The sequence below is a fragment of the Burkholderia sp. BCC1977 genome (genome assembly GCF_905339595.1).
GTDB lineage: Bacteria > Pseudomonadota > Gammaproteobacteria > Burkholderiales > Burkholderiaceae > Burkholderia.
This window is the reverse complement of the sequence record NZ_CAJPGQ010000013.1, coordinates 84,832-111,538: the sequence shown is the minus strand read 5'-3', so window position 1 is coordinate 111,538 and position 26,707 is coordinate 84,832. Positions and strand designations below refer to the sequence as shown.

The window sequence follows — 26,707 nt, the reverse complement described above, 5'->3', positions numbered from 1 at the left end:
CGACGGGACGGAAGACGCGGCGGCAGGCGACGCCGGCGTGCTTGGCACCGGTTGCGATGCGGTTGCGCTGAAGGACATGCCGGTCGATGCGGGGTGGGCCGCGGTCGGCGCGGTCGCGGACGGCTGCGTGGCGGTCATGCCCGAGGCGCCCGTCGCGGACGTCGCTGACGTCGCGGCGAACGGCGCGGGTGCGAGAGGCTGCACCTCAGTCGGGCTGGCAGCGCCTGCTGCGGATGTCGGGACAGATGTTGCGGCTGCTGCGATCGGTGTCGACCCGAACGGTTGTACGGTGGCCGGACCGGACGCGCTGGTCGCAGACGTCGGGACGGAGGCCGCCGCTGCGCTCGGCGCGGACGCAAAAGGTTGTGCCGTCGTCAGACCGGAGGCGCCGGTCGCAAGCGTCGGGGCAGCCGTTGCCGCAGGTGCGGCAGGCTGCCCGGCGGGCAGGACGGACGCCCCCGTCGAAGGCGCGTGGGCCGGCGTCGTCGGTGCGGGTGCCGTCGTGACCGTGCCGGATGCCGGGCCCGTGGCGCCGATCGCCGACGCTGCCGAAGCCGGCACGCGACCGCTGGAACCGTAAGCGGTGCCCGTGGCACCCGCCGGCGCGGACGGCGCAACCGATGCAACGGGCGCTGCCGATGCGGCCGGTTGCGACAGCGAACCGGAGGCCGTGTTCGTCATGCCGGCGAACGCAGGTGTCGCGGCGACAGGCGTGCCGCTCGATGTGTTCGCCGGTGCCGGCGCAGTAGAAGCGGGCGCGCTGCCGACGGGCGATGACGTGTCGGCGGCCGAGGTTGTCCGCGCAGCAGAGAAGGGCTCCGCGGACAACGGCCTCGACCACGGTGCAGAGGATGCCGCGGCATTGACGGGAGCGGATTCCGCGATCGCGGAGGTTGACGCCACAGGCGCCGGTGCCGGCGGCGTGGCGTGTTGCATGCCGGCGGGCAACGGTGCGGTTTCGGCAGCGTGCTGTGTTGCCGTGTGCCGGACCGTTTCCGTCACGGCGCCGGCTGGTGCCGGATTCGACGCGACCGAGACCGCCGTCGTCCCTGCTGCGACGGGCATCGCATCGGCAAGCAGCTGCGTCGGCGTTGCCGCGATCGACGAAGGGGAGAGGGGAGTGGTCGGCGTGGCCTGCAGGACAGGTTTTACGACGTCCTGAGTCGCGTGCGCGTCTTGTTTCGCATCGACCGATGGCGCGGTATCGGCAAAAGCCGTGGATTGCGATTGGACTTGACTGACGATCCCGGCGGCCGTTGCCGCATCCTTTGCATCGACGGCGCGGCTCATGTCGCTTGCCGTCGACGTGGCAGCGGCCGAATGCGCGTCGACAGCCGTGCTCGCGGCCACCGACTCATCCGCGTCCGACAGCGGCGCGGCAATCGGGTGTTCACGCGACGCGACGCGTCCGGAAACCGGCTGGCCGACGATGTCTTCCCACGGCGCGAAGTCGATCGGGGCATCGAATGCCGGCGCGGCGGGGGCATCGGCGTCATGCCGATGCTCGCCGTCCGTGAGACGCGTCGGCGCATCGGTCTCGACGCCGAGCTCCGGCATGGCATGCCGCCCAGCCTCGCCGAACGCCGAGGCGCGCGTATCAACAGCAGGCGCGCGCACGCTCGGCTCGGCCGGCATGAACGCATCCAGCACGATCGGTGCGTCGTCGTCGTCGTCGTCGTAGGCGGGCACAGCTTCGTGCGCACCCGGATGGCCTGCGTCGTGAGGCGCGGCCTGGTGCGCACCCGGAACGATCCCGGCCGGTGCGGCCGTCGATGCCGACGCGGCGACGCTGCCTGCTGCTGCAACCGCGCCTGCGACGGTCGCTGCGGCGGCCGCCGCCGGCGACCCATCGGCCGACCGCGCACCGTCCATCGCTGCCCACTGCGCGGTACTGGCTTCGATCGAGCGCAGCGTGTCGTGCACGCTCGGCGCCGGCGTGATCGGCTCCGCGGGCTGTTGTACCCACGCGTAGAGCGGCGCGCGTGCGGGGGCCGGCGGCGCGGGGCGGCGTCGTGCCGCATCCGGCGACTGGCCGGCGGCGCCGGCGCCCGTCCCCGGGCGCGCGGGCGTGCGCGGCGGCGTCGTGGCGGCCGGGCGCGGCGTGACCGCGGTGCGCGGCGCGGCCGGCTGCTTCAGTGCGGCAGCGGCCGGTCGCGCGGTGGTCGGTTGCGGCCGAACGGGCTCGAAACCGGCCGGAAGCGGGGCAGGGTTGGGGCGCGGCACTTGTGCGTTCGCGGCGGCGCGCGCGAGGCTGGCGGTGCTGCCCGTCGTCGGCGGCGGCATGGCGCTCGTCGTGCCCGGCGCGGGTGGCGCGGGCATCCGGTTGGCCGCCGTCGGCTTCAGCCAGCCCGACGGCGCGACCGGCTCCGCGAGCGGACGCGGCGCGGCCTGGCTGCGCGGCTTCGGCCGGGCCTGCGGATCGGGTTTCCACAGCGTCGGGCGCGAATACCGGCCGTTCTGCCGTGGCGCCATCGAGTTGACGGTATGGGCGGTGGTCGGCTGCACGATGTCGTCGTCGCGATGCAGCGCGCTGCGCGGCAGGTCGGCGACGCCGCGCACATCGTCGTCGTCGACGTCGCGCGCGAGCTTGACGCCGAACGACGTGTCGACCCACGCGGCGAACTGCCGCCAGCCGATGCCGGTCAGCCACGGCAGGCCCGCGAAGAACAGCACGACCATCGCGACCGGCGTGCCGATCGGGCCGAGCACGTGCGCGAAGCCGTTCGAGAACGCGTGGCCGAGCGCATTCGTGTCGGGGCCCGACAGCGGGCTCGTCAACGCGCAGCTTGCGATGAACACGGCCGCGAAGCCGAGCCACAGGCGAATCGAGCCGCGGCCGGCGAGTCCGCCGCCGCCGGGCAGCATCGCCTGGACGAGGCGCCAGATGAGAAGGAGGAACCAGACGGCGGAGATGCCGAACCAGCCGAAGACAACCGTGTGCATGCTTTGATGAAACAGGAAGAGGGCGGGGAGCGCGGTGCGCGACCCGCCGAGTTTAACCGGCCGACGAACAGGACTCTAAGGCGGCATGAAGGCGTCGAAGCGCTTCCAGGCCGCGGGACGCATGCGTCCGGGATCCGCGCGTGGCGAAGGCGGCCGGTCGGCCTTCGCCCGCGCGCTGCATCAGGGGCTCCGGCGCGTGAAGGTCAGCGTCGCGCCGGCTTCGGTCACGATCTGCAATTGCTGCGGCTCGCGCATCTGCACGCCGGTCTTGTCGATGTGCGCGAGCGCATCGAGGTATGCGTGTTCGAGCTGGCCGCCGAGCGCGTTCGGGCATGCCATGCGCGTGCCGGCGAGCGGCCCGAAGCTCAGCAGGCCGTTCTTGAGCGCGTAGGTCCCCATGTAGCGGTTGCAGCCCGAAAAGCCGCTGGCGCGCCGGACGCCCGACTCGGTGGACAGCGCGAGCTTGATCGGCTCGCCGTTGTCGCCGTGCGGAATCGTGCGTGGCGTGCCGTCGGCGTTCACCCAGCTCGTGAGCTCCCAGCTCGTGTCGTCGAGCAGCTGGACGGCGGCGGGGTTGTACGGGTCGGGTGCGGGGGCGGCGGAATCGGGGTGGGTCGGCATCGCGCAGGCGGCGAGAAGCGTGGCAAGCGTCAACGCGCAGAGCGGCGCTCGCAACGGGCGAAGCAGGCCGGTGCGTGCGCGTGCGGCGGCGGACAGGTGGGACATGAGCCTCGTTCCTCATCGGATTCTGATCAAGGCGTAAGAGTAACGCACCCGCCCCGCGCGAGGCGAGCCGACACTTCGCGCGTGAAAACGTTCGCAACCCGCCCGCGGGCCGCGCGCGGCGGGCGGCGACGCGACGAAACCGGCCGGACCGGCGCGGGTGCGCGTGGGGTGCGCGTGTTAACATCGAAGCCGTTTTCGTCCTCCAACAGAACCAGCGGGAAATCACATGCAGATCGGTCAGCGGCTCGGTACGCCGCTTTCACCCTCGGCCACGCGCGTCATGCTGCTCGGCGCGGGCGAACTCGGCAAGGAAGTCATCATCGCGTTGCAGCGGCTCGGCGTCGAAGTCGTCGCGGTCGACCGCTATCCGGACGCACCGGGCCACCAGGTCGCGCATCGCGCGCACGTGATCGACATGACCGACGCCGCCGCGCTGCGCGCGGTCGTCGAGGCCGAGCGTCCGCACCTGATCGTGCCGGAGATCGAGGCGATCGCGACCGATGCGCTCGCGGCGATCGAGGCGGCCGGCCTGGCCGAGGTGATCCCGACCGCGCGCGCGACGCAGCTCACGATGAACCGCGAGGGCATCCGCCGCCTCGCGGCCGAGGAGCTCGGGCTGGCGACTTCGCCGTACGCGTTCGCGGAGTCGTTCGACGCGTTCAGCGCGGCCGTCGCGAAGATCGGCATGCCGTGCGTCGTGAAGCCGGTGATGTCGTCGTCGGGCAAGGGACAGTCGGTCGTGCGGACCGAGGCCGACGTGAAGCCCGCCTGGGACTACGCGATGGCGGGCGGCCGCGTGAACCACGGCCGCGTGATCGTCGAGGGCTTCATCGATTTCGACTACGAGATCACGCAGCTGACCGTGCGCGCGATCGACCCGGCGACGCTCGAGACGCGCACCTACTTCTGCGAGCCGGTCGGGCACGTGCAGGTGGCGGGCGACTACGTCGAATCGTGGCAGCCGCAGCCGATGAGCGCCGTCGCGCTGGAAAAGTCGCGCGAGATCGCGCACAAGGTGACCGAGGCGCTCGGCGGGCGCGGGATGTTCGGCGTCGAGCTGTTCGTGCGCGGCGACGAAGTCTGGTTCTCCGAGGTGAGCCCGCGGCCGCACGACACCGGCCTCGTGACGCTCGCGTCGCAGCGCCAGTCGGAGTTCGAACTGCACGCGCGCGCGATTCTCGGGCTGCCGGTCGATCCGACGCTCGGCTCGCCGGCCGCGTCGGCGGTGATCTACGGCGGGCTCGACGAGCGCGGCATCGCGTTCGAGGGCGTGCGCGACGCGCTGGCCGTGCCGGGCACCGACCTGCGCCTGTTCGGCAAACCGGAAAGCTTCGCGAAGCGGCGCATGGGTGTCGCACTCGCGACCGGCGCGACCGTCGACGAAGCCCGCGAACGCGCGAAACGCGCCGCGGCCGCCGTGCGGCCCGTGTCGGCGCGCTGACCGGACCAGGAGAGCACGATGGCGTCGACATGGCGGCGGATCGGACGTATCGGCAAGCTGGGCGCCGCGCTGGCGCTGGTCGCGAGTCTCGCGGGGTGCGGCCTTGCGGCCGCGCCGTGCCGGGTCGCATCGGCCGGGCTGAAGATCGTGCCGCTCGTCGGCCATGTCGCGGCCGCGCCGACCGACGCGTGCGCCGACGTCATCGATCCCTGACCGGCGAACCCTCGATCCATAAGCAACGATAATCGCGCGTCCCGCGAGGGGGCGCTTCCACCCGTCTCGTGAGAGGACCTGCATGATTCGCCAAACCTTCGCCGCGCTCGCGCTGGCCGGTACCGCCGTTTCCGTCGTGCATGCCGCGCAACTGACCGTCGAGGAGATCGACGCCGATTCGCGCGTGCAGACCCTCTATCAGTGCGCGAACCAGAAGCAGCCGGTACGCGTGTCGTACTGGCGCGCGGGCAACGGCCAGAGCTTCGCGCTGGTGCCGGTCAACGGGCAGCAGATGCTGTTCGTCGATACCGTTTCGGCGTCGGGCGCGCGTTACCAGGCCGGACGCTATACGTGGTGGACGAAGGGCAAGGAAGGGACGCTGCGCGACGAGATCGCCGATCAGAATGCGGCGCCGCTGCTCGGCGACTGCGTGCAGGTCGAGAAGAAGAAAAAGAAGAAGGGCTGAGCGCCGCGCGCGATCGGATACGCCGGGCGGGCGTGCCGATTGCCGCGATCGGTGCGGGCAGCCGGGTTCGCCCCTGGGCTGGACGGCGGGGCGGGCGGCGCTCGGTTTCGTCGGCTGCCTGCCGATTTCCCGAAGGATGTGGTCGGGATTCGACCCCTAATTTAGATCATCAGCCGATCGGGATAGCCCGATCGCTCGACGCATCGCCCGCGCCCGGCCTGCCCGCGCACGCCGCGAACCGCCACCGGGGCCGTTCGCGGCGTTCACCGGGGGCCGTTCGCGGCGTTGTCACAGACAGATTGCTGCGCAGTGCTACAATACGGCCCTTTCCGCCGGCATTCGCGCCGAACGGAGTCCGCACGGCCTGTGGCGCCCGATGTTCGAATTGAACCGGTCCCAAGCGCCAGAGCGGCGCCGCGCGGCGCGCCGCGGCTCCGTCTACTTCCGAAATGTGATGAGCGCAGGCCCGGCCGGCCTGACGCACGATGTCCCCGCCGCGCCTTTTGAGCGAAACGCCACCATGTCCGATTCTGTCGCCAAGCCAGCCGACGCAACCTTCGATCAATTCGGCCTTGCCGCCGATATCCTGAAAGCCATTGCGGAGCAGGGCTATACGACGCCGACGCCGATCCAGGCGCAGGCCATTCCGGTCGTGCTCGCCGGCCGCGACGTCATGGGCGCCGCGCAAACGGGCACCGGCAAGACCGCGAGTTTCTCGCTGCCGATCCTCCAGCGCCTGCTGCCGCAGGCCAACACGAGCGCATCGCCAGCGCGCCACCCGGTGCGCGCGCTGATCCTCACGCCGACCCGCGAACTCGCCGACCAGGTCGCCGCGAACGTGCATGCGTACGGGAAGCACACGCCGCTGCGCAGTGCGGTCGTGTTCGGCGGCGTCGACATGAACCCGCAGATGGCCGAGTTGCGCCGCGGCGTCGAGATCCTGATCGCGACGCCGGGCCGCCTGCTCGACCACGTGCAGCAGAAGACCGCGAACCTCGGGCAGGTGCAGATGCTCGTGCTCGACGAGGCCGACCGGATGCTCGACATGGGCTTCCTGCCGGACCTGCAGCGCATCCTGAACCTGCTGCCGAAGGAACGTCAGACGCTGCTGTTCTCGGCCACCTTCTCGCCGGAAATCAAGAAGCTCGCATCGACCTACCTGCGCAACCCGCAGACGATCGAAGTCGCGCGCAGCAACTCGACGAACGCGAACGTCACGCAGATCGTCTACGACGTCGCCGAAGGCGACAAGCAGGCGGCCGTCGTGCAACTGCTGCGCGATCGCGGGCTCAAGCAGGTGATCGTGTTCTGCAACAGCAAGATCGGTGCGAGCCGGCTCGCGCGCAATCTCGAGCGCGACGGCGTCGTCGCATCGGCGATCCACGGCGACAAGACGCAGATCGAGCGGATGCAGGCGCTCGACGCGTTCAAGCGCGGCGAGATCGAGGCGCTGGTCGCGACCGACGTGGCCGCGCGCGGTCTCGACATCGCCGAACTGCCGGCCGTGATCAACTTCGACCTGCCGTTCAACGCGGAAGACTATGTGCACCGGATCGGCCGCACGGGCCGCGCGGGCGCGACGGGCGATGCGCTGTCGCTGTGCAGCCCGAACGAGCGCAAGCAGCTCGCCGATATCGAAAAGCTGATCAAGCGTCCGCTCGAGGTGCAGATGCTCGCGCTCGACAAGCCGGCGCGCCATCGTCACGACGAGCGTGGCGGCGAGCGTGGGGAGCGCGGCGGCGAACGCGGCGGCCGTCGCGAGCGCGACGAGCATCGCGGTGCGTCGGGGCGCCGTTCGGGCGGTTCCGAGCGTGGCGGCCATCACCGTCGTCACGAGGCGCCGGTCGACGATTTCTTCCTGAAGCCGTACGAGCCGTCGGCGCCGGCGAAGCAGCCGGAAGAGACGAAGTCCGCGCAACAGCCCGAGAAGAAGGGGCCCAAGCGTCAGGTCGCCGCGCTGCTCGGCGGCTTCGGGATGCCGCGCAAGCCGTCGGCGTAAGCGGACGGTTCAGGCGATCGGTGCGGCGCGCGAGCGCCGCCGCGGAAACGGGTGCATGCGATGAGCATGTGCCCGTTTTTCATTGGGCGAGACGATTCGTGAAGGGGCGTGCGAGACGGGCGACGACTTGCCGCAGGGATGGTCGAGGGGGCATTTCGATGCCGTGCCGTCGGCGGGCGAGCCGTTCCGATCGGCTCGACGCTGATGGATGCAGGAACGCGGTCGGTACAAACCGGCGTCCCGCGAGCGACTCAACCGGCGCGTGGCCCGAAGCGACGCGCCCACGCTGCGGTCGCGGCCGCGTAGAACGCATCCATCGTATCGACCGATGGATCGCCATCGGCCAAAAGGCCGAGGTGCGCGGCGGCGGCCCGCAGCGCCGGCAGCGGATCGTCGCGTTCGAGCGCGATCGCACCGGTCTGCTTGCTGAGCTTTTCGCCGTTCGCATCGACGACGACGGGGACGTGCAGGTAGTCGGGCGTGGGCACGCCGAGACAGCGCTGCAGGTAGATCTGGCGCGCGGTCGAGTCGAGCAGGTCGGCGCCGCGCACGACGTGCGTGATGCCCGCGTCGGCATCGTCGACCACGACCGCGAGCTGATACGCCCATTGGCCGTCCGCGCGCTTCAGCACGAAATCGCCGACCTCGGTCGCGAGGTTCTGCGCTTGCGTGTGCTGCCAGCGGTCGTCGAACGTGACGATCGCGGCGTCGCCGTCCGGCACGCGCAGCCGCCATGCACGCGCGGGCTTGCCGTGCAGGCCGGTGCGGCAGGTGCCCGGGTATGCGAGCGTCGTGTGGCGTTCGTGCGCGGCACGCAGCGAATCGGCGATTTCCTTGCGCGTGCAGCCGCACGGATAGACGAGCCCGGCGGCGACGAGCCGTTCGAGCGCGCCCGCATAGTCGGCCTCGCGCGTGCTTTGCCAGACGGGCGGCTCGTCGGGCGTCATGCCGAAATGCGTGAGCGTCGCGAGAATCTCGTCGGCGGCGCCGGGCACCGTGCGCGGGCCGTCGATGTCCTCGATCCGCACGAGCCACGCGCCGCCGTGCGCGCGCGCATCGAGCCAGCTCGCGAGCGCACCGACCAGCGAGCCGAAATGCAGCGGGCCGGTGGGCGACGGCGCGAAGCGGCCGCGGTAGCCGTTCATCGGGGCGCGGAGCGACGCGCGCTTACGCGGCGCTGGCGGCGGCCTGCGCGCAGGCCGGGCACGACTTGCCGGGCACGTAGCTCGGCGATTGCTGGGCTTCCGGCGTGACGACCGCGCGGCACGCGAAGCACGTGACGTTCTCGGTCGGCTGCAGTTGCGGGTTCAGCGCGGTGCGGTAGTCGAACACGAAGCAGTCGCCGTGATAGTGCGCGCCGCCGACTTCCTCGAAATACTTCAGGATCCCGCCCTCGAGCTGGTAGACGTTCTCGATGCCGATTTCCTTCATGTGGATCGCCGCCTTCTCGCAACGGATGCCGCCGGTGCAGAACGACACGACCGTCTTGCCCTCGAGATCGGCGCGGTTCGCATCGATCACTGCCGGGAACTCGCTGAACTTGTCGATCCGGTAGTCGAGCGCGTCGTCGAACGTGCCGACGTCCACTTCGAACGCGTTGCGCGTGTCGAGCATCACGACCGGGCGGCCGGCATCGTCGTGGCCGCGGTCGAGCCACGCCTTCAGCGTGCGCGCGTCGACCGCCGGCGCGCGGCCGAGCTCCGGCTGGATCGCGGGCTTCTTCATCGTGATGATCTCGCGCTTCAGGCGCACGAGCATCCGGCGGAACGGCTGCGAGTCGGACAGGCTCTCCTTGAACTGTAGCGTCGCGAACTTGCCTTCGAACAGCGGATCGTGGCGGAGGTAGTCGATGAATGCGTCGGTCGCTTCGCGCGGGCCGGCGATGAACAGGTTGATGCCTTCCGGCGCGAGCAGGATCGTGCCGCGCAGGCCGAGTTCGTTGCAGCGGGCGGTGACGAGCGGGCGCCATTGCTCGGTCGCGTCGAGCGACACGAAGTGGTAGGCGGCGAGGTTGACGATGGTCATGATGATCCGACGGGAAAACGGCCGCGGCCGTGCGGCGGGCGCACGGCGGCCCCGCAAAAAAGGGTGCGAAGCCGGGGCGATGATTCGAAAACCCGTATTATCCCGCAAACTGCGCATGCGCCGGCACCCGACCGTTCGGCCGGCGCCGCGCGCATCGGCCGAACGGCCGGGCGCGGGGATTTTTTGGGCAGCCTGCGCGACGACGCGGCTACAATAACGCCCATGTCAGATCCCCGCTTCGTCCATCTTCGCGTTCACTCCGAATTCTCGATTGCCGACGGCATCGTGCGTCTCGACGACATCGTCAAGGCGGCGGCCGCAGACGGCCAGGGCGCGCTCGCCCTGACCGATCTCGGCAACGCATTCGGCCTCGTCCGTTTCTACCAGGAAGCCCGCGGCAAGGGCATCAAGCCGATCGCCGGCTGCGACGTCTGGATCACCAATCCGGACGATCGCGACAAACCGTCGCGCCTGTTGCTGCTGGTGAAGGACAAGGTCGGTTACCTGAACCTGTGCGAGCTGCTGTCGAAGGCCTGGCTCACGAACCAGTACCGCGGCCGCGCGGAGCTCGACGCGAGCTGGCTCGACGGCGAGCTCTCGCAAGGGCTGCTCGCGCTGTCGGGCGCGCAGCAGGGCGATATCGGGCTCGCGTTCGCGGCCGGTAACGAGGAAGCCGCGCGCCGTCATGCCGAGCGCTGGGCGAAGGTGTTCCCGGGCGGCTTCTACATCGAGCTGCAGCGTTACGGCCAGCCGGGCGCCGAGGCGTACATCCAGCAGGCCGCGACGCTCGCCGCGTCGCTGAAGCTGCCGGTCGTCGCGACGCACCCGACGCAGTTCATGACCGACGACGATTTCACCGCGCACGAAGCGCGCGTGTGCATCTCGGAAGGCGACATGCTCGCGAATCCGCGGCGTCAGAAGCGCTTCACGACCGATCAGTACTTCCGCACGCAGGAGGAGATGGCCGCGTTGTTCGCCGACCTGCCGTCGGCGATCGCGAACACGGTCGAGATCGCGAAGCGCTGCAACCTGAAGCTCGAGCTCGGCAAGCCGAAGCTGCCGCTGTTCCCGACGCCTGACGGCATGTCGCTCGACGACTACCTGGTCCAGCTGTCGAAGGAGGGGCTCGAGAAGCGCCTCGAACAGCTGTATCCGGATGCCGCGGAGCGCGATGCGCAGCGCGACACGTACTACAAGCGGCTCGAATTCGAGTGCGGGACCATCACGAAGATGGGCTTCCCGGGCTACTTCCTGATCGTTGCCGACTTCATCAACTGGGCGAAGAACAACGGCGTGCCGGTCGGCCCGGGCCGCGGCTCGGGTGCCGGATCGCTGGTCGCGTACGCACTCGGCATTACCGACCTGGACCCGCTGCGCTACAACCTGCTGTTCGAGCGATTCCTGAATCCGGAACGCGTGTCGATGCCCGACTTCGACATCGACTTCTGCCAGCACGGCCGCGATCGCGTGATCCAGTACGTGAAGGAAAAATACGGCGCGGACGCCGTGTCGCAGATTGCCACCTTCGGCACGATGGCCGCGAAGGCGGCCGTGCGCGACATCGGCCGCGTGCTCGATCTCGGCTACATGTTCACCGACGGCGTCGCGAAGCTGATCCCGTTCAAGCCGGGCAAGCACGTGACGATCGCCGACGCGATGAAGGAAGAGCCGCAACTGCAGGAGCGCTACGACCACGAGGACGAAGTGCACCAGTTGCTCGACCTCGCGCAGCGCGTCGAGGGCCTGACGCGTAACGTCGGGATGCACGCGGGCGGCGTGCTGATCGCGCCCGGCAAGCTGACCGATTTCTGCCCGCTGTACACGCAGGGCGACGACGGCGGCGTCGTCAGCCAGTACGACAAGGACGACGTCGAAGCCGTCGGCCTCGTGAAGTTCGACTTTCTGGGTCTCACGACGCTGACGATCCTCGACTGGGCCGAGCGCTACATTCGCCGCCTCGATGCGTCGAAGGCCGACTGGTCGCTCGCGCAGGTGCCGCTCGACGATCCGGCATCGTTCCAGATCCTGAAGAAGGCCAACACGGTCGCCGTGTTCCAGCTGGAAAGCCGCGGGATGCAGGGCATGCTGAAGGATGCGCAGCCCGACCGCTTCGAGGACATCATCGCGCTCGTGTCGTTGTACCGTCCGGGCCCGATGGACCTGATCCCGAGCTTCTGCGCACGGAAGCACGGCCGCGAGAAGGTCGACTATCCGGATCCGCGCGTCGAACCCGTCCTGAAAGAGACCTACGGCATCATGGTCTATCAGGAGCAGGTGATGCAGATGGCGCAGATCATCGGCGGCTACTCGCTCGGCGGCGCCGACTTGCTGCGTCGCGCGATGGGCAAGAAGAAGCCCGAGGAGATGGCCCAGCACCGCGAGATCTTCGCCGAGGGTGCGGCCAAGAACGGCCTCACGCGCGAGAAGTCCGACGAGATCTTCGACTTGATGGAGAAGTTCGCGGGCTACGGCTTCAACAAGTCGCACGCGGCGGCCTACGCACTGCTCGCGTATTACACCGCGTGGCTGAAGGCGCACCATCCGGCCGAATTCATGGCGGCCAACATGACGCTCGCGATGGACGACACCGACAAGGTGAAGATCCTGTTCGACGACTGCGTCGCGAACAACCTCGCCGTGCTGCCGCCCGACATCAACGCATCGCATTACCGGTTCGAGCCGGTGGCCGAAGCCGACGGCAAGCGCTCGCGCACGATCCGCTACGGTCTCGGCGCGGTGAAGGGCAGCGGCCAGAACGCGATCGAGGAAATCCTGCGCGCGCGCGAGGAAAAGCCGTTCACCGACCTGTTCGACTTCTGCGAGCGGATCGACCGGCGCGTCGTCAACCGCCGCACGGTCGAGGCACTGATCCGCGCCGGCGCGTTCGATTCGCTCAACGCAAACCGCGCGCAGATGCTCGCGTCGGTGCCGCTCGCGATGGAAGCAGCCGACCAGGCCGCGGCGAACGCGATGCAGGCCGGCCTGTTCGACATGGGCGCCGAGTCGCCGCACGCGCATGCGCTCGTCGACGAACCCGCGTGGGACGACAAGCGCCGCCTGCAGGAAGAGAAGGGCGCGCTCGGCTTCTACCTGTCCGGCCACCTGTTCGATGCGTATCGCGACGAAGTGCGCCGGTTCGTGCGGCAGAAGGTCGGCGACCTGAAGGAAGGGCGCGACAAGCTCGTCGCGGGCATCATCGCGTCGCTGCGCACGCAGATGACCCAACGCGGCAAGATGCTGATCGCGCTGCTCGACGACGGTTCGGGCCAGTGCGAGATCACGATCTTCAACGAGCAGTTCGAGGCGAACAAGGCGCTGTTCAAGGAAGACGAACTGCTGATCGTGCAGGGGCAGGCGCGCAACGACGCATTCACCGGCGGCATCCGCTTCACGGCCGACACGGTGATGGATCTCGAACGCGCGCGCAGCCGCTATGCGCAGGCGGTGCGGCTCACGATGAACGGCAATGCCGATGCGGCGGCGCTGCGCCGCGTGCTCGAGCTGCACGTGTCGAAGGACGATCCGGCGGCCGCGCCCGCGGTCGAGGTGCCCGCGCCGCGCGGCGGCGGACGCGACGGCGGCCGTCGCCCGCAGGCACCGCTGCCGAACGGGCTCGCGGTCCAGGTTCACTACAGCAACGCACGCGCGCAGGGTGAAATGCGTCTCGGCGACGCGTGGCGCGTGAAACCGAGCGACACGCTGCTCGCGGAGTTGCGCGCGACGTTCGACGGCAGCATCGTCGAAATCACGTACTGACCGGGTCCCCGCCCGGACGGTCGTCGCCTGCGCGGCCCGTCGCATCGCCATCGTGCGGTGCGGCGGGCCGTTTTCATTTCGGCGGGTGCTTGGGGCCGTCATCCGGACGCTATACAATCCGTCGCGCGCGACGCTGATGCGGCGCCGGCTGCGGTCCGCCGGCCGGCGGCGACGTCATGCGTGTGAGGAAAACGGGGACAGTTCCGCGCGGCACGGGATGCGGCGCGGTGCCGCTAGCGACCGCGCGACGAGGCCGGCATGGGGAAGAGCATCGGAAACACCAGATTGCCGGCCGGTACGGACGATAAAAAAACCGACAGCACCACCAAAACAATGGCCAACGGGAAACCGGCGGGGCGGATCCTCGTGATCCGGATTGATTTTCTGGGCGACATGCTGTGCACGACCGCTTTTCTCGGCGCGCTGAAACAGCGCTGGCCCGGTGCGGAACTGCATGTGGTCGCGAACCGCTACAACGCGGCCGCGCTGGCCGGCAACCCGGACGTGCACGCGGTCCATACCTACGTGTACAGCCGTCAGTGCGAGCGCAACGACCACCCGGGACGGATGCGCGCGTTCTTCGACCGGCTGTGGCTCGTGCGGCGGCTGCGCCGCCTGCGGTTCGACCTCGTGGTCGTGCCGAACGGCGGCATGCATCGCAGCAGCATCCAGTTCGCGCGGCAGCTCGGCGTGAAGGATTGCCGCTGGCACGATGCCGATTCCGAATTCGACGATCGCAAGCCCGAACACATCGCGTCGCGGCCGATGTGCCATGAAGCGCTGTCGGGGTTTCGGCTCGTGCCCGAACTCGGCCGCCTCGATCTCGACGGTCTGGCGCTGTCCGTCCACCCGGACCGCGCGCTGCAGGACACGTGGTATCGGCTGCTCGGGCCGCGCACGAAACCGCGCGTCGGGCTGTTCGTGTCGAACAAGGCGGCCGAGCGGCGCTGGCCGGCCGATCGATGGCGCGACCTCGGCCGGCGGCTCGCACCGTTCGCCGACGTGATCGTGTTCCGCGATCCCGCCGTGTCGGCCGAGGCCGAGGCCGACCGCGACGCGTGGCGGGACGTGAACGCCCGGCATGTCACGCCGTCGTCGATCCCCGAACTGGTGGCCGCCACAAGCCTGCTCGACGCGATCGTGTCGGCCGACAGCGCGCCCGTGCATCTCGCGTCGGCGCTCGGCGTGCCGCACATGATCCTGCGGGCCGGCGCGACGGTCGACGCGATCGGCGTCGACGCGCTCGAACGTGCGGTGCTTCATCTGTTGACGCAGGCAGGACAGCCCGGCGACGCGCTGGACGGCGCGCTGCCGTTCCCGGCCGCCACGCCGGCGGCACCGGCGGTCGGCGTGATCGTTTCGTAGCGCCTGAAGGCCGGCGGCGCCGGCACTGCCACTGGGCGGGCAAACGGGAGCCAGGGTGGCCGCAAGCCTCGCCGTGCGCGGTGCGTTGTTGCCTGCCGCGTTGCCGGACGGGCGACACCGGCTGCCGGCCGCGGCGTGTCCCCGGACGCCCGCGCCCGACGCCATGCCACGCCACCGGCCGCAAAATCCTGTACATTGCGAGCCTTGTCCAGCCAGCTAGACGGAACGATCGCCGTGGCCCTGTTTTCTTCCGCCCGCCCGCCCAGAACCATCCTCGTCGCCGCACCGCGCCGTATCGGCGACGTGCTGCTGACGACGCCGCTCGTGCGTTCGCTGAAGGCGCGCTGGCCCGATGCGCAGATCGACATGCTGGTGTTTCGCGGCACCGAGGGCGTGCTGGAGCACAACCCCGACGTGCGGCAAGTGATCGTCGTCGCGCAGCGTGCGGGGTTCCGCGAGCGGCTGCGCGACGCGCTGTCGATGTGGCGCCGCTACGATCTCGCGTGCGCGGCGCTGAGTTCCGACCGGCCGCGCTTCTACAGCTGGTTCGCCGGCCGCAAGCGCGTCGGCCTTGTCGATCCGAACCGCGTCACGTGGCTGACTCGAATGATGCTGAACGGCATTGCGATCAATCATCACGAATCCGCGCATACGGTCGTCAGCACGCTCGCGCTCGCACCGGTGATCGGCATCGAGCCGGTATCCGAGGTTGTCGCGCCGGGCATCGGCGACGATCCCGCGCGGCGCGCGCGTTTCGATGCGTGGCTCGCCGAATCGCCGGCGATCCGCGACGGCAAGCCGCTCGTCGTGCTGCATCCGTATCCGATGTTTCGCTACAAGCAATGGCGGCTCGAAGGCTGGGTCGAGATGATCGAATGGCTGCGCGCGCAGGGGTTTGCGATCGCGCTGTCGGGCGGCCCGGCCGATCGCGAGCGCGAGTACGCGGAGCAGGTCGCGGCCGAGGCGGGCGGCGACGTGCTGAACCTGGTCGGCCGCCTCACGTTCGGCGAAAGCGCGGAGCTCGTGCGGCGTGCGCGGCTGTTCATCGGGCCCGATACGGGCGCGACGCACGTTGCGGCCGCGACCGGCACCGACACGATCGCGCTGTTCGGTCCGTCCGACCCGGTGCGCTGGGGGCCGTGGCCGCAGCACTGGCCGGCGACCGAGAACCCGTGGGCGCTGCGCGGCTCCGCGCGGCACGGCAACGTGTGGCTGCTGCAGGGTGAGGGCGATTGCGTGCCGTGCCGGCACGAAGGCTGCGAGCGCCATGTCGACAGCCATAGCGACTGTCTCGTCAATCTCGGCACGCAGCGCGTCAAGGCGGCGGCGGCCGAGATGCTCGGGCTGAATCCGCCGGGCGCCGCCGACGCGGTCGTCGACACGTCGCGGCTGCATCGCGCGCGCTCGGACTGACGCGCGCGAAAGCCGTACGTATCCTGATTTGAAAAGCGGGGAGGGGGCGCGGCACGATGCGTCGGCGGCGCGGGTGCGCCGCCCTTGGGCCGAACCGGCGACGGGCGGCCGCGTCGCGCCCGCCGCCCCGGCGCATGATGCGTTATGCGCTGCGCCGGATCGCCGACGTTTCGCGCGGCAGCGCTTCGCTGCGCGCGCCGCAGCCGAGCAGGATGCCGGCGAGCAGCACCAGCAGGTGACCTTCGGCGAAATCGAGCAGCAGCGAATTCGCGAGACTGCCGATCGTGAAGATCGCGAGCCACGCGAGCAGCACATGCCGCGAGCGCGGATCGAGTGCGCGGCTGCCGCGCGCGATCTGCACGATCAGGTTCACGAACAGCAGTACGCCGAGCGTGCCGAGCTGCACGGCCATCAGCAGGTATTCGTTATGCGGATTCGACGTGAGCTGGCCTTCGGCAGCCGTCTTGCCGGCCGTGAGTTTCTGGAACTCGAACTCGAGGCCGCCCGCGCCGTAGCCGATCACGGGGCGCTGGCGATACAGCTCGAGCCCCTTCCTGTACCACTCGAGACGCAGCCCGGTCGACGTGATCGCGTCGCTCTGCCGATACTGCTGCACTTCCGACACGACTTTCACGAGCCGGCCGTTGTGCACCGTGCATGCGGCGACGACGAGCGCGGCGCCGGCCAGGACCAGCGCCCCGGCGGCGAGCCCCGCGCGCAGCGCCGACTGGCGGCGCAGCAGCAGCACGAAACGCACCGCGACGACGAGCATCAGCAGCAGCGCGATGACTTGCCCGGTGCGTCCCTGCAGCATCACGAACACGTTGATCAGCGACCACGCGGCGACGCCGGCATACGCGGCGCGCGACAGCACGGTGCGGGCCGACAGCGCGAGGTCGGCCGCCTGGTAGAACAGCAGCGCGCCGAACATGCCGGCCGCGATATGGTTCTTGAACACCCACGCGCGCGACAGCGGCAGCTCGGACGCATGCGCGGGCCCGATCGCGGTCAGCCCGAGGTAGTTGGTGGTCGACAGCAGCAGGATCACGCACAGCGTGCCGAACCACGCGCGGCGTACGATCGGCGCCCAGTTCGAATGGCGGAACGCGAGCACGGCAAACGGCAGCAGCAGCAGCTTGTCGTACTTGGCGACCCAGTTCCATGCCTTCGGGTGCGGCGCGACCGTATAGGCGACGCTCGCGGTCAGCGCCGCGAGGATCAGGAGCGCCGCGAGCGACGCCGGTTCGGTGACGAACGTGCGCAGGTCGCGCCAGAATTCGGGGGAGATGACGAGCGCGGCCGCGAACAGCCCGCAAAACACGTTGGTCAGCGCGGTCGAGACCGGCACCATGCAGAGCGCGATGACGGCGAAGGCGCGGGCGGCGGTCAGGCGCCGCGTGGCGGGAGCGGAAAACGAAAGCATCGGAACCTGTCGAATGGACGAATGCGGCATGCGGGCACCGTGCTGCGCGCCGCGCGTCCCGGCTGCACCGCGCGGGACGAAGCGCGCAGTATACGCGAAGCCGCGGGCGTTTCCGTGGCGTTTCCGGGGTCCGATCAGCTGAATGCGCGCTTGATCCGCGAGCGCAGCAGGGCGCGCTTGAGGCGCCCTTCGACGGCCGGCGTGTCGAGCGCGAGACGCGAGCCGGCCGGCTCGCCGCGATGCAGGTAATAGCGGTCGAACGTGGCCTGCGTCATGCCCCATTTGTTGAGGAACTGGCGGCGGCCGTCGTTCTTGACGATCTTGCCGGTGCTCTTCTGCTGGAAGTGATAGACGAGGCTGTCGCCGACGCCGAGGAAGATCCGGCAGCCGGCGTCCCAGAATTTCATCGAGAAGTCGTTGTCGCTGCTCATCCCCGGCGACAGCTCGCTGCTGTAGCCGCCGATGCGGTTCCACCAGTCGCGGTGCACGAGCGTCGGCGGCCAGGTCGAGCCGAGCCAGTCCGCGCGCGCGAGCCGCGGCGTGGCCGCGACGAGTCCGGCCGCATCGAACTGGTCGGCGTCGCGGCCGAAATTGCTGACGACGACGCACGGGTTGCGCGTGTCGACCGGTTCGACCATCGTGCCGGACAGCATGAAGAGGTCGGTCGGCATCTGCTCGATGCGCCGCACGAGCGCCGCGTCCCAGCCCGGGCAGCAGACCATGTCGTCGTTCATGTAGACGACGTAGTCGCGCGTCGCGCGCGCCGCGGCCAGGTTCACCGCGTGGCAGATGCCGATGTTGGCCGGCGACGCGGTGTGCTCGATGCCTTCGCTGCGCACCCAGTCGAGCGTGCCGTCCGAGCCGTCGTTGACGTGGACGATGATCTGGTGGTCGTACGCCGAATGACGGCGCAGGCTGTCGACGACGAGCTTGAGGTACGGCAGGTTGTTCCAGGTCGGAATGATGATGGAGAACATGGCGGTCGGATTCGGTGGTCGTCGTGTCGGCGGCGCGTGGCGTATGGCGCGGCGCCGCGCTCGGGCGCGCATGGCGCGCGGGCAGCCCGGCATTGTAACGCCGGGCCGGCCGCATGCCGGCGTCGTCGGGGTGGGGGCAGGGCGGGGTGCGCTCAGCGGGTCGGCTCGTGGCCGAGCTTCAGGAACCGGTAGTACACCGTTTCCGCGTTGAACACGGCGATCATGAAGCCCGCACGGCCGTCGAGGAACCCGCGCCGCAGCACGTAGGTCCGCACGAACGCCCACGCGCCGCGCGCGAGCGCCTTGCCGAAGCCGCCGCGCTGGCCGGCCGCACGGCGCTGGCGGGCGCCGGCCGTCGAATAGGCATCGAGCTTGCGCACGACGGTTTCGAAATCCTCGTACGAATAGTGCATCAGCTTGCCCGGCAGCCGCTGCGCGGGCGTGTCGAACACGAGCCGTTCGTGCACCAGGTCGTCGGAGAAGCGGGCGGTGCCGCGCCGGAACAGGCGCGGCACCCAGTCAGGATACCAGCCGCCGTGGCGAATCCACTGGCCGCAGAAGCTCGACAGCCGGTCGAGCGCGTAGACCTGCGCGGCCGGCGTGCGGATGGCCGCGCGGATCGACTGCGCGAGTTCCGGGCTGACCACCTCGTCGGTGTCGAGCGACAGGATCCAGTCGGTGTCGAGCGCGTCGAGCGCGCGATTCTTCTGCGGGCCGAAGCCCGGCCAGTCGCGCTCGACGATCACACGAGCGCCGTGTGCGCGGGCGATTTCGACCGTATCGTCGGTGCTGCCGCCGTCGATCACGACGACGTCGTCGGCGAAGGTCAGCGCGTCGAGGCACTGCGCGAGCCGCGCGGCCGCGTTGAGGGCGATGAGGGCGACGCCGAGGGTGGGTTCTGCCATGAAATCGTCGAAAGGGCGGAGAAAACGGTGAGCGGCAGTATACCCGCGCGCCGGCCGGCGGCCGCTTCCGCACCGGCCGTGCCGGCGGGGGCGGTGCGGCTATAATGTTGGGCCTTTTTCGGCACTCGCCGGACGGGGGCGAATCCCGGGCAGCCATGCCCCGGGCGCCGCGTCGCGGCTCAAGAAGGATTGCCTTGGAAACCCAGAACACTCTTCGCAAACCGATGGACGGCACCGGTACGTCGCCGGTCACGGTCCTCAAGCGCCTGTGGCCGTACATCCGGCCGCTCATCGGCATCGTGCTGCTTGCCGTGATGACGATGGGCGTCGTCGCGGCCACGGAAGCCGGGATTCCGGCGCTGCTCAAGCCGCTGCTCGACCACGGCTTCGGCTCGCACGGCAGCGACCGCGCGAAATGGTACGTGCCGATGGCGGTGATCGGCCTGGCGCTTGTGCGCGGCGTGTCGCAGTACACGTCCAACTACCTGCTCAACTACGTGTCGAACCGCATCCTGCTGCAGCTTCGGCTCGAGATGTTCCAGCGGATGATCCACACGGGCGCGTCGTTCTTCCAGCGCGAGACCGCGAGCACCGTGATCAACGCGATCGTGTTCGAGGTCAACCAGATCCTGTCGGTGCTGACCGGCGTGATGGTCACGCTCGTGCGCGATTCGCTGACCGTGATGTTCCTGCTCGGCTACCTGTTCTACCTGAACTGGCGCCTCACGCTGATCGTCGCGGTGATCCTGCCGGGCATCGGCTGGCTCGTCAGCAAGATCAACCGCCGCCTGCGCCGCCTGAACCGCGAGCACCAGACGCTGACCAACGAGCTGTCGTACATCGTCGAGGAGACGGTCGGCGGCTACAAGGTCGTCAAGGTGCACAACGGCGAATCGTACGAGCTGGACCGCTTCACGACGATGAGCAAGCGCCTGCGCGGCTATGCGATGCGCATGACGATCTCGGGCGGGCTCGCGCAGCCGCTGACGCAGTTCCTCGCGTCGATCGCGCTCGCGGTCGTGATCACGATCGCGGTCGTGCAGTCGACCAACGACCAGACGACGGTCGGCGGCTTCGTCGCGTTCGTCACGTCGATGCTGCTGGTGATCTCGCCGCTCAAGCACCTGATCGACGTCAACCAGCCGCTGCAGCGCGGGATGACGGCCGCGGAGCTGATCTTCGGGCTGATCGACGAGCCGGCCGAGCCGCAGGGCGGCGGTCGCGCACTGCCGCACGCACGCGGCGAGATCGAGTTCCGCAACGTGTCGTTCGACTACGGCGCCTCCGAGCGTCCGACGCTCGACCGCATTTCGTTCAAGGTCGCGCCGGGCGAGATGATCGCGCTCGCGGGGCCGTCGGGCAGCGGCAAGACGACCCTCGTGAACCTGCTGCCGCGCTTCTTCGACCCGACCGACGGCGCGATCCTGGTCGACGGCGTGCCGGTGGCCGACTACGACCTCCACGCGCTGCGCGGCCAGATGGCGATGGTCAGCCAGGACGTCGTGCTGTTCAACGACACGATCGCCGCGAACGTCGCGTACGGGCAGACGCCCGACCGCGCACGCGTGCAGGCGGCGCTCGAGGCCGCGAACCTCGCCGACGCGGTCGCCGCGATGCCCGACGGGCTCGACACGCTGGTCGGCGGCAACGGGATGCGTCTGTCGGGCGGCCAGCGGCAGCGGCTCGCGATCGCGCGCGCGATCTACAAGGACGCGCCGATCCTGATCCTCGACGAGGCGACCTCCGCGCTCGATTCGGAATCCGAGCGTCACGTGCAGGCCGCGCTCGAGCGGCTGATGGAAGGACGCACGACGCTCGTGATCGCGCACCGGCTGTCGACCATCGAGCGCGCGGACCGGATCCTCGTGCTCGAGGCCGGCAAGATCGTCGAAGAGGGCAGTCACGACGAACTGCTGCGCCACGGCGGGCTGTACGCCCACCTCCATCGGATCCAGTACCAGCAGCAGGCGGCCTGACGTCGGGTCATGCCGGTGTGCTAGTCTTGACCGCGCAGGTCCAGTTGTTTCCGGTTCGACGTGACAACACGGAGGGAAGGACAATGAGGAAGGTGCACGGGATGATGCTCGCCGCGCTGATCGCGGCGGGTTTCGCGGTGCCGGTCGCGATGGCGCAGGATCACGGCAATGACGACAACCACAAGGACCACGGCAACCACGGCATGCAGCGCGGCCACGGTCCGAAGCACATGCCGCCCGGCCAGGCGATGCATCGCGACGACGACATGCCGCAGCGCTGGGCCGATCAGCCGCGCCGCGACTGGCACAAGGGCGATCGCCTCCCGAACGAATTCCGTGATCGCCAGTACGTGGTCGACGACTGGCGCGGCTACCGCCTGAGCGCGCCGCCGCGCGGCTATCAATGGGTCGGCGTCGGCGGCGACTATCTGCTCGTGCAGATCGGCTCGGGCATCGTGCTGCGGGTCGGCCCGTAACGCACCGTCGATTATCGATTCATCCGGCTGCCGGGGCGTGCGTCCCGGCAGCCGCGTCACTTGTCCTTGCTCTCGCCCTTGCCCTTGTTCGCCGCCCGGCGGAACCAGCGTCGCTCGATCCGCGCCATCGCCCAGCACACGGCCAGCGCACAGACGGTGCCGAGCGCGACTTCCCCGAGCCGCATCAGCGGAATGTCCCATAACGGGCCGTTGCCCGGAAACAGCAGCACGATCGTCGCGGTCACGCCGCCGAGCCGTGCCGCGCTGCCGATGTTCAGGCACCAGCAGCTGACGATCGTGATCGCGACCGCAAGCGCATAGGCGACGAGGCGGTCGCCACCGAGCGCGGCACCCGCGAACCCGACCAACCCCCCGATCATCGCGCCGATGAACTGGTCGCGCGACAGCGACATCGTGTCCGAATAGTTGTGCTGCGTGACGGCGATCGCGGTGACCGCCGCCCACACGGCCTGCTCGGTGTGCAGCGCACGGCCGATCGCATACGCGAGGCAAGCGCCGCAGACCGCCTGCAGCGCCATCAGCGCGCCCTGCGTGAGCCGTTCGCCGAACGTCAGCCCCTTGAACAGATCGAAGATCGACTGCTGGATCTGCTGACGGGCTTCGTTGAGTGTCCTGATCGTATCCATCGTGTCGGGCCAAGAAGCGGGCGTGGTGCGAGCGCGTCAGTGCGCCTGTTCGGACGGCGCGGCAGCCGGTTCTCCGGCGCTCGCGTCGCCGTTTTCGACGCGCGTTTCGGGCATCGCGAGCCAGACCAGCAGCACCGCGAGCGTGCCGGCAGCGGCGAGCCCGAAGAAGCTGATCGCGTTGCCGAAGTGATCGGCGACATAGCCGGCCACGGCCGTGCTGAGCGTCGCGCCGATCCCGGCCGCGAGCCCGAACAGCCCGATGCACAGGTTGTAGCGGCCCTTGCCGCCCGCGACGTCGGCCGCGATCAGCGGCAGCATCACGCCGAACACGGCCGCGCTGATGCCGTCGAGCATCTGCACGGGCACGAGCAGGTACGGGCTGCTCACGCCGGCGAACAGCAGCGCGCGCACCGGCAGCGCCGAGAAGCCGAGCAGCAGGATCGGCCGGCGTCCCCAGCGTTGCGCGGAGCGGCCGACCCACGGCGACAGCATCGCGACGATCGCCTGCGGCACGATGATGCACGCCGCGATCACGAGCTGCACGTTCTCGCCCATCCCGGCCGTCACTTCGCCGGCCGCGAGGTTGAGCATCGCCGCGTTCGACAGGTGGAACAGCACGACGCATGCCGCGAAGATCAGCATCCGGCGATCGCGCAGCAGCTCGAGCAGCGTCTCGCGCTCCTCGCCTTCGTCGTGATCGTCGGGTTGCGACGATTGCGGGATCACTTCGTGCGTCGGCTGGATCATCGCGAGCGCGAACAGCGCGGGCAGCGCCAGCACGGCAGTCAGCCAGAACACCGCGCGCGCGGAGAAATACTCGCCGGTGAGCCCCATCAGGCCCGCCGCGACCGCGCTGCCGATCGACGCCCAGCGCGCATTGCGGCCGAGCCGGTCGCCGAGGTCGGCGCGGCCGACCAGCGAGAACGAGATCGCGGCCATCGCCGGCACGAGCATGCAGCTCGCGAAGCCGTGGAACACTTCGGCCGCGATCACCGGCACGATGGTCGGGCTCGACGCGAGCAGCACCGCGGACAGGATGATCGCCGCGATCGCCCATGCGGCCGCGCCTTTCTTGTTCTTCAGCGCGTCGACGGCGGCGCCGCCCGGCACCTGGCTGACCATTGCGCTGATCGTGCCGATCGACAGCACCATGCCGATCTCGCCCTGCGTCCACTTGTGCGACGCGAGGTAGGACGCGATGAACGGACCGAACCCGGTTTGAACGTTTGCAACGAAGAAGTTGAGCCAGTCGAGGGCCCGCAGACTGCGCACGCTGACGGAATGCTTGATCGTCATCGGGTCGCACTCGCAGATGAAGCCGGCACCGGTGCAGGGGCAACGGGCGGGTAGACCGCGACGATCGGCTTGTCGGCCGCGTAGGGCGGCGACGCCTTGATCTGCGCATCGTTCAGGTCGAGCTGCGGACGCAGCGCCTTGTCGCGCGTGACGAAGCGCAGCGCGCCCCAGCTCGCGGCGATCGAGCGGCGGTCGGTATTGACGAGCCCGCCGAGGTCGAGCACGACAGCCTGCGGCTGCGCGGCGCGGTCGATCAGCACGTCGACGATGCGGCCGATCTTCGTGCCGTTCGGGCGCTCGACGTCGCTGTCGAGCAACGGCAGCCGCGTCGCGGGCGACGCCGCGGCCGAACCCGACAGCGGCACGGCCCTGGGCCGCGCGGCCGGCGGCAGGTCGCCCGACGGCACGTCGAGCACGATCGGCTCCTGTTTGCCGCCCGGCGTGAAGCGGAACACGTTCCACGGGAAGATGACCTTGCGGTCGCCGATGCCCATGAAGCCCTGCAGGTTGACGATCATCTCACGCGGCTTGCCGCTCGCGTCGGCCACCATGTCGACCGCGCGGCCGATCACCTTGCCGTTGCGGCGCGCGACTTCGCTGTCGAGCAGCGCATGGATCTGGGTTCGGTCGAGCGTGCGCGTCGCGACGAGCGGCGCAGGCGGCGGCGGGGGCGGCGTCGGTGTTTCGGGGCGCTGCACGGGCTTCGGCCGCACCACCTCGCGGTGCGGCTTCTTCGGCGCTTCCGGTTCCTCCGGCTGCGTCGGCGCGGGCACGGGCGGCATCGTCAGCGGTTCGCCGGCGGTTTCCTCGACGGGTTCGACGAGCGCCTCGCTGATCGGCGCGGGCGGATTCTGCGTCGGCAGCAGCCCGCAGCCGGACAGCAGCGCGGCGGTCGCGAGAACGAGGAAGACCGTCGAGGACGGGAACGACATGCGGGATGCGGGAAACGGGAGTCCGCCGCTCATTGACACTCACTCCATGGGTCGGGGGCGGGCCCGGAGGCTCGCGGCTGGCGATGGATGGCGGGTGCGGGCGGCGCACCACGCGAGGTGAGAGTTTAACGTGTCTTCCTTTCAGGACCGATTTATGCGGAGGATTGGGCGCGGGATGACGGGGAAAGGACGGGGATCGATCGCAGGACGTGCGGCATCGGGCGCTCCAATGAGCACGGCGCCCGACCGTCGACGACGGGTCGGGCGCCGCACGGGCTGCCGGTGTGGCGTTACTTGGCCAGCGCGCCGAGCGTCGTCGTCACCGGGGTGAGCAGGCCGCCGCCGGTCTTCGACAGCGCGCCGGTGCCGCTGCCGCCCGTCAGGCCGCCGACCGGCGAGCTGCCGACCGCCGACGTGAGCGCGCCTGCGGGGTTGCTGCCGCCCGTCGTGCCGCCGAGTGCGCCGGTCGACAGGAGCCCCGTCACCGGGGCGAGCGGATTCGTCGCGGCGCCGCCGCCGCCGAGCAGCGCCGTGCCCGCGGTGGCGACCGTGTTGCCGGTCGCGGTCACGACGTTGCCGACGCCGGTCGTGACCGGATTGTTGCCGGTCTTCGCGAGCGTCGTGCCGGCGTTCGCGACGCCATTGCCGACGGTCGTCACCAGGTTCGTCAGCGGCGCGCCGAGCGGCGTGCTCGCCGCGACCGTCTGCGTGACCGAGCCGACCGTCGTCGTGATCGGCGTGATCACCGAACTGGCAGTACCCGTCACCTGGGCGACCGGGCCGGTCGACAGCTGCGTGCCGAGCGTCGCGCCGCCGCCCGCGATCGTATTGCCGAGCGTCGTCACGGCACCGCCGACGGGCGACGTGACGGGCGCGAGCGGCGCCAGGGCCGAACCGCTGGCGCCGAGGCTCGACACGACGCCGCCGGTTGCGGCGACCGCCTGACCGAGATTCGTGACCACGCCCCCCGTGCTCGCGACCGTCGTGCCGACCGGATTCGACGACGCGCCGAGTTGGCCGAGACCCGACCCGAGGCCGGTGCCGAGCGTCGTGACGGCCGCGCCGACATCCTGCACGACCGCACCGAGCCCCTGCGTCGTCGCCGGGCTCGTGCCGGGCACCGACTGCGCGGCGATCGCCGTGCCGACGCCCGATACGGCGCCGCCGCCGGCCGTCACGATGTTGCTCGACGCCGCGGTCGTCTGGCCGACGCCATTGGCCGACGTGCCGCTGGAGCTGCCGTCCGTGCCGCCGGTCGACGCCGTCGTGTTGGCGGCCCCCGATCCGGAACCGCCGGTGCCCTGGCTCAGCGAGCCGGAGCCGCCGCACGCGGACAGCGACATCAGCGCCGCGGCGCCGGCCGCGATCATAATCATTCGGAGTCCTGCTTGATGAAGGGTGGGCGTATTCATGTCGTCCTCGTCTCGATTATGGAAATGGATCAGGCGCCCTTCGTGTGCGCCGACGTGGCGTCGCTGCGGAAGGGAAGCGGCGGGCGCATCGTTGTTGTCTCCCTGATTGACCTGTCGCCGTGTCGCGTATTCGCCTGAGTCGGAATCCGGAGCGCTTGCAGGACGAATCGTTTGCATTCTTTCGTCTTGCTTGCTGATCGTGCCGGGAATCACCGGATTCGTGCAATCAGAGTAGGTCCGTCGATGCGAGACGTCTTTTAATGATCGTTAAATTGAAGTAAGCGTCCGATTCACTGCCGAAATCGGGGTAATCACG

Annotated in this window: 19 protein-coding genes; 9 read left to right on the top strand and 10 right to left on the bottom strand. The window is 69.7% G+C overall.

Annotated features, from left to right (window positions below):
- Positions 1–3,123: 3,123 nt before the first annotated feature.
- Positions 3,124–3,669 (bottom strand): META domain-containing protein, encoded by a 546-nt coding sequence (locus tag U5771_RS13800; protein ID WP_322024487.1) that lies wholly within the window; start codon positions 3,667–3,669, stop codon positions 3,124–3,126.
- Positions 3,670–3,895: 226 nt separating this feature from the next.
- On the opposite strand from U5771_RS13800, the gene purT reads away from it, so the two are divergent.
- The 4 genes from purT to U5771_RS13780 all read left to right on the top strand — a co-directional run bounded on the left by purT (position 3,896) and on the right by U5771_RS13780 (position 7,788).
- A complete protein-coding gene (purT, locus tag U5771_RS13795; protein ID WP_322024486.1) occupies positions 3,896–5,110 on the top strand; it encodes a formate-dependent phosphoribosylglycinamide formyltransferase in 1,215 nt (404 codons plus the stop codon).
- Positions 5,111–5,128: 18 nt separating this feature from the next.
- On the top strand, positions 5,129–5,323 hold the full coding sequence (locus tag U5771_RS13790; RefSeq protein ID WP_322024485.1) for a DUF6726 family protein: 195 nt from the start codon (positions 5,129–5,131) through the stop codon (positions 5,321–5,323).
- Positions 5,324–5,405: 82 nt separating this feature from the next.
- Positions 5,406–5,789, top strand: a complete 384-nt coding sequence (locus U5771_RS13785) for an MliC family protein (RefSeq protein WP_322024484.1) — start codon at positions 5,406–5,408, stop codon at positions 5,787–5,789.
- Between the two features lie 454 nt (positions 5,790–6,243).
- Positions 6,244–7,788, top strand: a complete 1,545-nt coding sequence (locus tag U5771_RS13780) for a DEAD/DEAH box helicase (protein ID WP_322024483.1) — start codon at positions 6,244–6,246, stop codon at positions 7,786–7,788.
- A 251-nt stretch (positions 7,789–8,039) separates the two neighbouring features.
- On the opposite strand, the gene gluQRS is transcribed toward U5771_RS13780, so the two are convergent.
- Positions 8,040–8,933 (bottom strand): tRNA glutamyl-Q(34) synthetase GluQRS, encoded by an 894-nt coding sequence (gene gluQRS / locus U5771_RS13775; protein WP_322024482.1) that lies wholly within the window; start codon positions 8,931–8,933, stop codon positions 8,040–8,042.
- Positions 8,934–8,955: 22 nt separating this feature from the next.
- Positions 8,956–9,813, bottom strand: a complete 858-nt coding sequence (locus U5771_RS13770) for a sulfurtransferase (RefSeq protein WP_322024481.1) — start codon at positions 9,811–9,813, stop codon at positions 8,956–8,958.
- 222 nt (positions 9,814–10,035) lie between these two features.
- Here U5771_RS13770 and dnaE point away from each other — a divergent pair, with 222 nt between their 5' ends.
- The 3 genes from dnaE (at position 10,036) to U5771_RS13755 (ending at position 16,347) form a co-directional block, all read left to right on the top strand.
- Entirely contained in the window at positions 10,036–13,569 is a 3,534-nt protein-coding gene (gene dnaE, locus U5771_RS13765) for a DNA polymerase III subunit alpha (protein WP_322024480.1), read from the top strand.
- 333 nt (positions 13,570–13,902) lie between these two features.
- Positions 13,903–14,934 carry a glycosyltransferase family 9 protein gene (locus tag U5771_RS13760; protein WP_322024479.1) on the top strand — a complete coding sequence of 344 codons (1,032 nt, stop codon included), beginning with the start codon at positions 13,903–13,905 and terminating at the stop codon, positions 14,932–14,934.
- 234 nt (positions 14,935–15,168) lie between these two features.
- Complete coding sequence (locus U5771_RS13755; protein ID WP_322024478.1) at positions 15,169–16,347, top strand: glycosyltransferase family 9 protein; 1,179 nt, start codon at positions 15,169–15,171, stop codon at positions 16,345–16,347.
- A gap of 142 nt (positions 16,348–16,489) precedes the next feature.
- Here U5771_RS13755 and U5771_RS13750 read toward each other — a convergent pair whose 3' ends face one another.
- From U5771_RS13750 to U5771_RS13740, 3 genes are all read right to left on the bottom strand, one after another.
- The gene (locus tag U5771_RS13750; protein ID WP_322024477.1) at positions 16,490–17,770 is read right to left on the bottom strand and encodes an O-antigen ligase family protein; all 1,281 of its coding nucleotides are present in this window, start codon (positions 17,768–17,770) and stop codon (positions 16,490–16,492) included.
- Between the two features lie 134 nt (positions 17,771–17,904).
- Complete coding sequence (locus tag U5771_RS13745) at positions 17,905–18,747, bottom strand: glycosyltransferase family 2 protein (protein ID WP_322024476.1); 843 nt, start codon at positions 18,745–18,747, stop codon at positions 17,905–17,907.
- A 152-nt stretch (positions 18,748–18,899) separates the two neighbouring features.
- Positions 18,900–19,652, bottom strand: a complete 753-nt coding sequence (locus tag U5771_RS13740) for a glycosyltransferase family 2 protein (protein ID WP_322024475.1) — start codon at positions 19,650–19,652, stop codon at positions 18,900–18,902.
- Between the two features lie 224 nt (positions 19,653–19,876).
- On the opposite strand from U5771_RS13740, the gene msbA reads away from it, so the two are divergent.
- Both msbA and U5771_RS13730 read left to right on the top strand, forming a co-directional pair.
- Positions 19,877–21,628: a lipid A export permease/ATP-binding protein MsbA gene (gene msbA, locus U5771_RS13735; protein ID WP_322024474.1), complete on the top strand. Its 1,752-nt coding sequence runs from the start codon at positions 19,877–19,879 to the stop codon at positions 21,626–21,628.
- 83 nt (positions 21,629–21,711) lie between these two features.
- Positions 21,712–22,104: an RcnB family protein gene (locus U5771_RS13730; RefSeq protein ID WP_322024473.1), complete on the top strand. Its 393-nt coding sequence runs from the start codon at positions 21,712–21,714 to the stop codon at positions 22,102–22,104.
- 56 nt (positions 22,105–22,160) lie between these two features.
- Here U5771_RS13730 and U5771_RS13725 read toward each other — a convergent pair whose 3' ends face one another.
- From U5771_RS13725 to U5771_RS13710, 4 genes are all read right to left on the bottom strand, one after another.
- Positions 22,161–22,751, bottom strand: a complete 591-nt coding sequence (locus U5771_RS13725; RefSeq protein ID WP_322024472.1) for an FUSC family protein — start codon at positions 22,749–22,751, stop codon at positions 22,161–22,163.
- A gap of 36 nt (positions 22,752–22,787) precedes the next feature.
- The gene (locus U5771_RS13720) at positions 22,788–24,047 is read right to left on the bottom strand and encodes an MFS transporter (protein WP_322024471.1); all 1,260 of its coding nucleotides are present in this window, start codon (positions 24,045–24,047) and stop codon (positions 22,788–22,790) included.
- The gene (locus U5771_RS13715; protein ID WP_322024470.1) at positions 24,044–25,012 is read right to left on the bottom strand and encodes a PRC-barrel domain-containing protein; all 969 of its coding nucleotides are present in this window, start codon (positions 25,010–25,012) and stop codon (positions 24,044–24,046) included. Before U5771_RS13715 ends, U5771_RS13720 begins: the two co-directional genes overlap by 4 nt.
- A 257-nt stretch (positions 25,013–25,269) precedes the next feature.
- Complete coding sequence (locus U5771_RS13710) at positions 25,270–26,391, bottom strand: collagen-like triple helix repeat-containing protein (protein WP_322024469.1); 1,122 nt, start codon at positions 26,389–26,391, stop codon at positions 25,270–25,272.
- Positions 26,392–26,707 lie beyond the last annotated feature (316 nt).

What these genes read in the sequence shown, in the direction of transcription:
- U5771_RS13800 (WP_322024487.1), bottom strand. Translation starts at nt 3,669, where the DNA reads ATGTCCCACCTGTCCGCCGCCGCACGCGCACGCACCGGCCTGCTTCGC.
- purT (WP_322024486.1), top strand. Translation starts at nt 3,896, where the DNA reads ATGCAGATCGGTCAGCGGCTCGGTACGCCGCTTTCACCCTCGGCCACG.
- U5771_RS13790 (WP_322024485.1), top strand. Translation starts at nt 5,129, where the DNA reads ATGGCGTCGACATGGCGGCGGATCGGACGTATCGGCAAGCTGGGCGCC.
- U5771_RS13785 (WP_322024484.1), top strand. Translation starts at nt 5,406, where the DNA reads ATGATTCGCCAAACCTTCGCCGCGCTCGCGCTGGCCGGTACCGCCGTT.
- U5771_RS13780 (WP_322024483.1), top strand. Translation starts at nt 6,244, where the DNA reads ATGAGCGCAGGCCCGGCCGGCCTGACGCACGATGTCCCCGCCGCGCCT.
- gluQRS (WP_322024482.1), bottom strand. Translation starts at nt 8,933, where the DNA reads ATGAACGGCTACCGCGGCCGCTTCGCGCCGTCGCCCACCGGCCCGCTG.
- U5771_RS13770 (WP_322024481.1), bottom strand. Translation starts at nt 9,813, where the DNA reads ATGACCATCGTCAACCTCGCCGCCTACCACTTCGTGTCGCTCGACGCG.
- dnaE (WP_322024480.1), top strand. Translation starts at nt 10,036, where the DNA reads ATGTCAGATCCCCGCTTCGTCCATCTTCGCGTTCACTCCGAATTCTCG.
- U5771_RS13760 (WP_322024479.1), top strand. Translation starts at nt 13,903, where the DNA reads ATGGCCAACGGGAAACCGGCGGGGCGGATCCTCGTGATCCGGATTGAT.
- U5771_RS13750 (WP_322024477.1), bottom strand. Translation starts at nt 17,770, where the DNA reads ATGCTTTCGTTTTCCGCTCCCGCCACGCGGCGCCTGACCGCCGCCCGC.
- U5771_RS13745 (WP_322024476.1), bottom strand. Translation starts at nt 18,747, where the DNA reads ATGTTCTCCATCATCATTCCGACCTGGAACAACCTGCCGTACCTCAAG.
- U5771_RS13740 (WP_322024475.1), bottom strand. Translation starts at nt 19,652, where the DNA reads ATGGCAGAACCCACCCTCGGCGTCGCCCTCATCGCCCTCAACGCGGCC.
- msbA (WP_322024474.1), top strand. Translation starts at nt 19,877, where the DNA reads ATGGACGGCACCGGTACGTCGCCGGTCACGGTCCTCAAGCGCCTGTGG.
- U5771_RS13730 (WP_322024473.1), top strand. Translation starts at nt 21,712, where the DNA reads ATGAGGAAGGTGCACGGGATGATGCTCGCCGCGCTGATCGCGGCGGGT.
- U5771_RS13725 (WP_322024472.1), bottom strand. Translation starts at nt 22,751, where the DNA reads ATGGATACGATCAGGACACTCAACGAAGCCCGTCAGCAGATCCAGCAG.
- U5771_RS13720 (WP_322024471.1), bottom strand. Translation starts at nt 24,047, where the DNA reads ATGACGATCAAGCATTCCGTCAGCGTGCGCAGTCTGCGGGCCCTCGAC.
- U5771_RS13715 (WP_322024470.1), bottom strand. Translation starts at nt 25,012, where the DNA reads ATGAGCGGCGGACTCCCGTTTCCCGCATCCCGCATGTCGTTCCCGTCC.
- U5771_RS13710 (WP_322024469.1), bottom strand. Translation starts at nt 26,391, where the DNA reads ATGAATACGCCCACCCTTCATCAAGCAGGACTCCGAATGATTATGATC.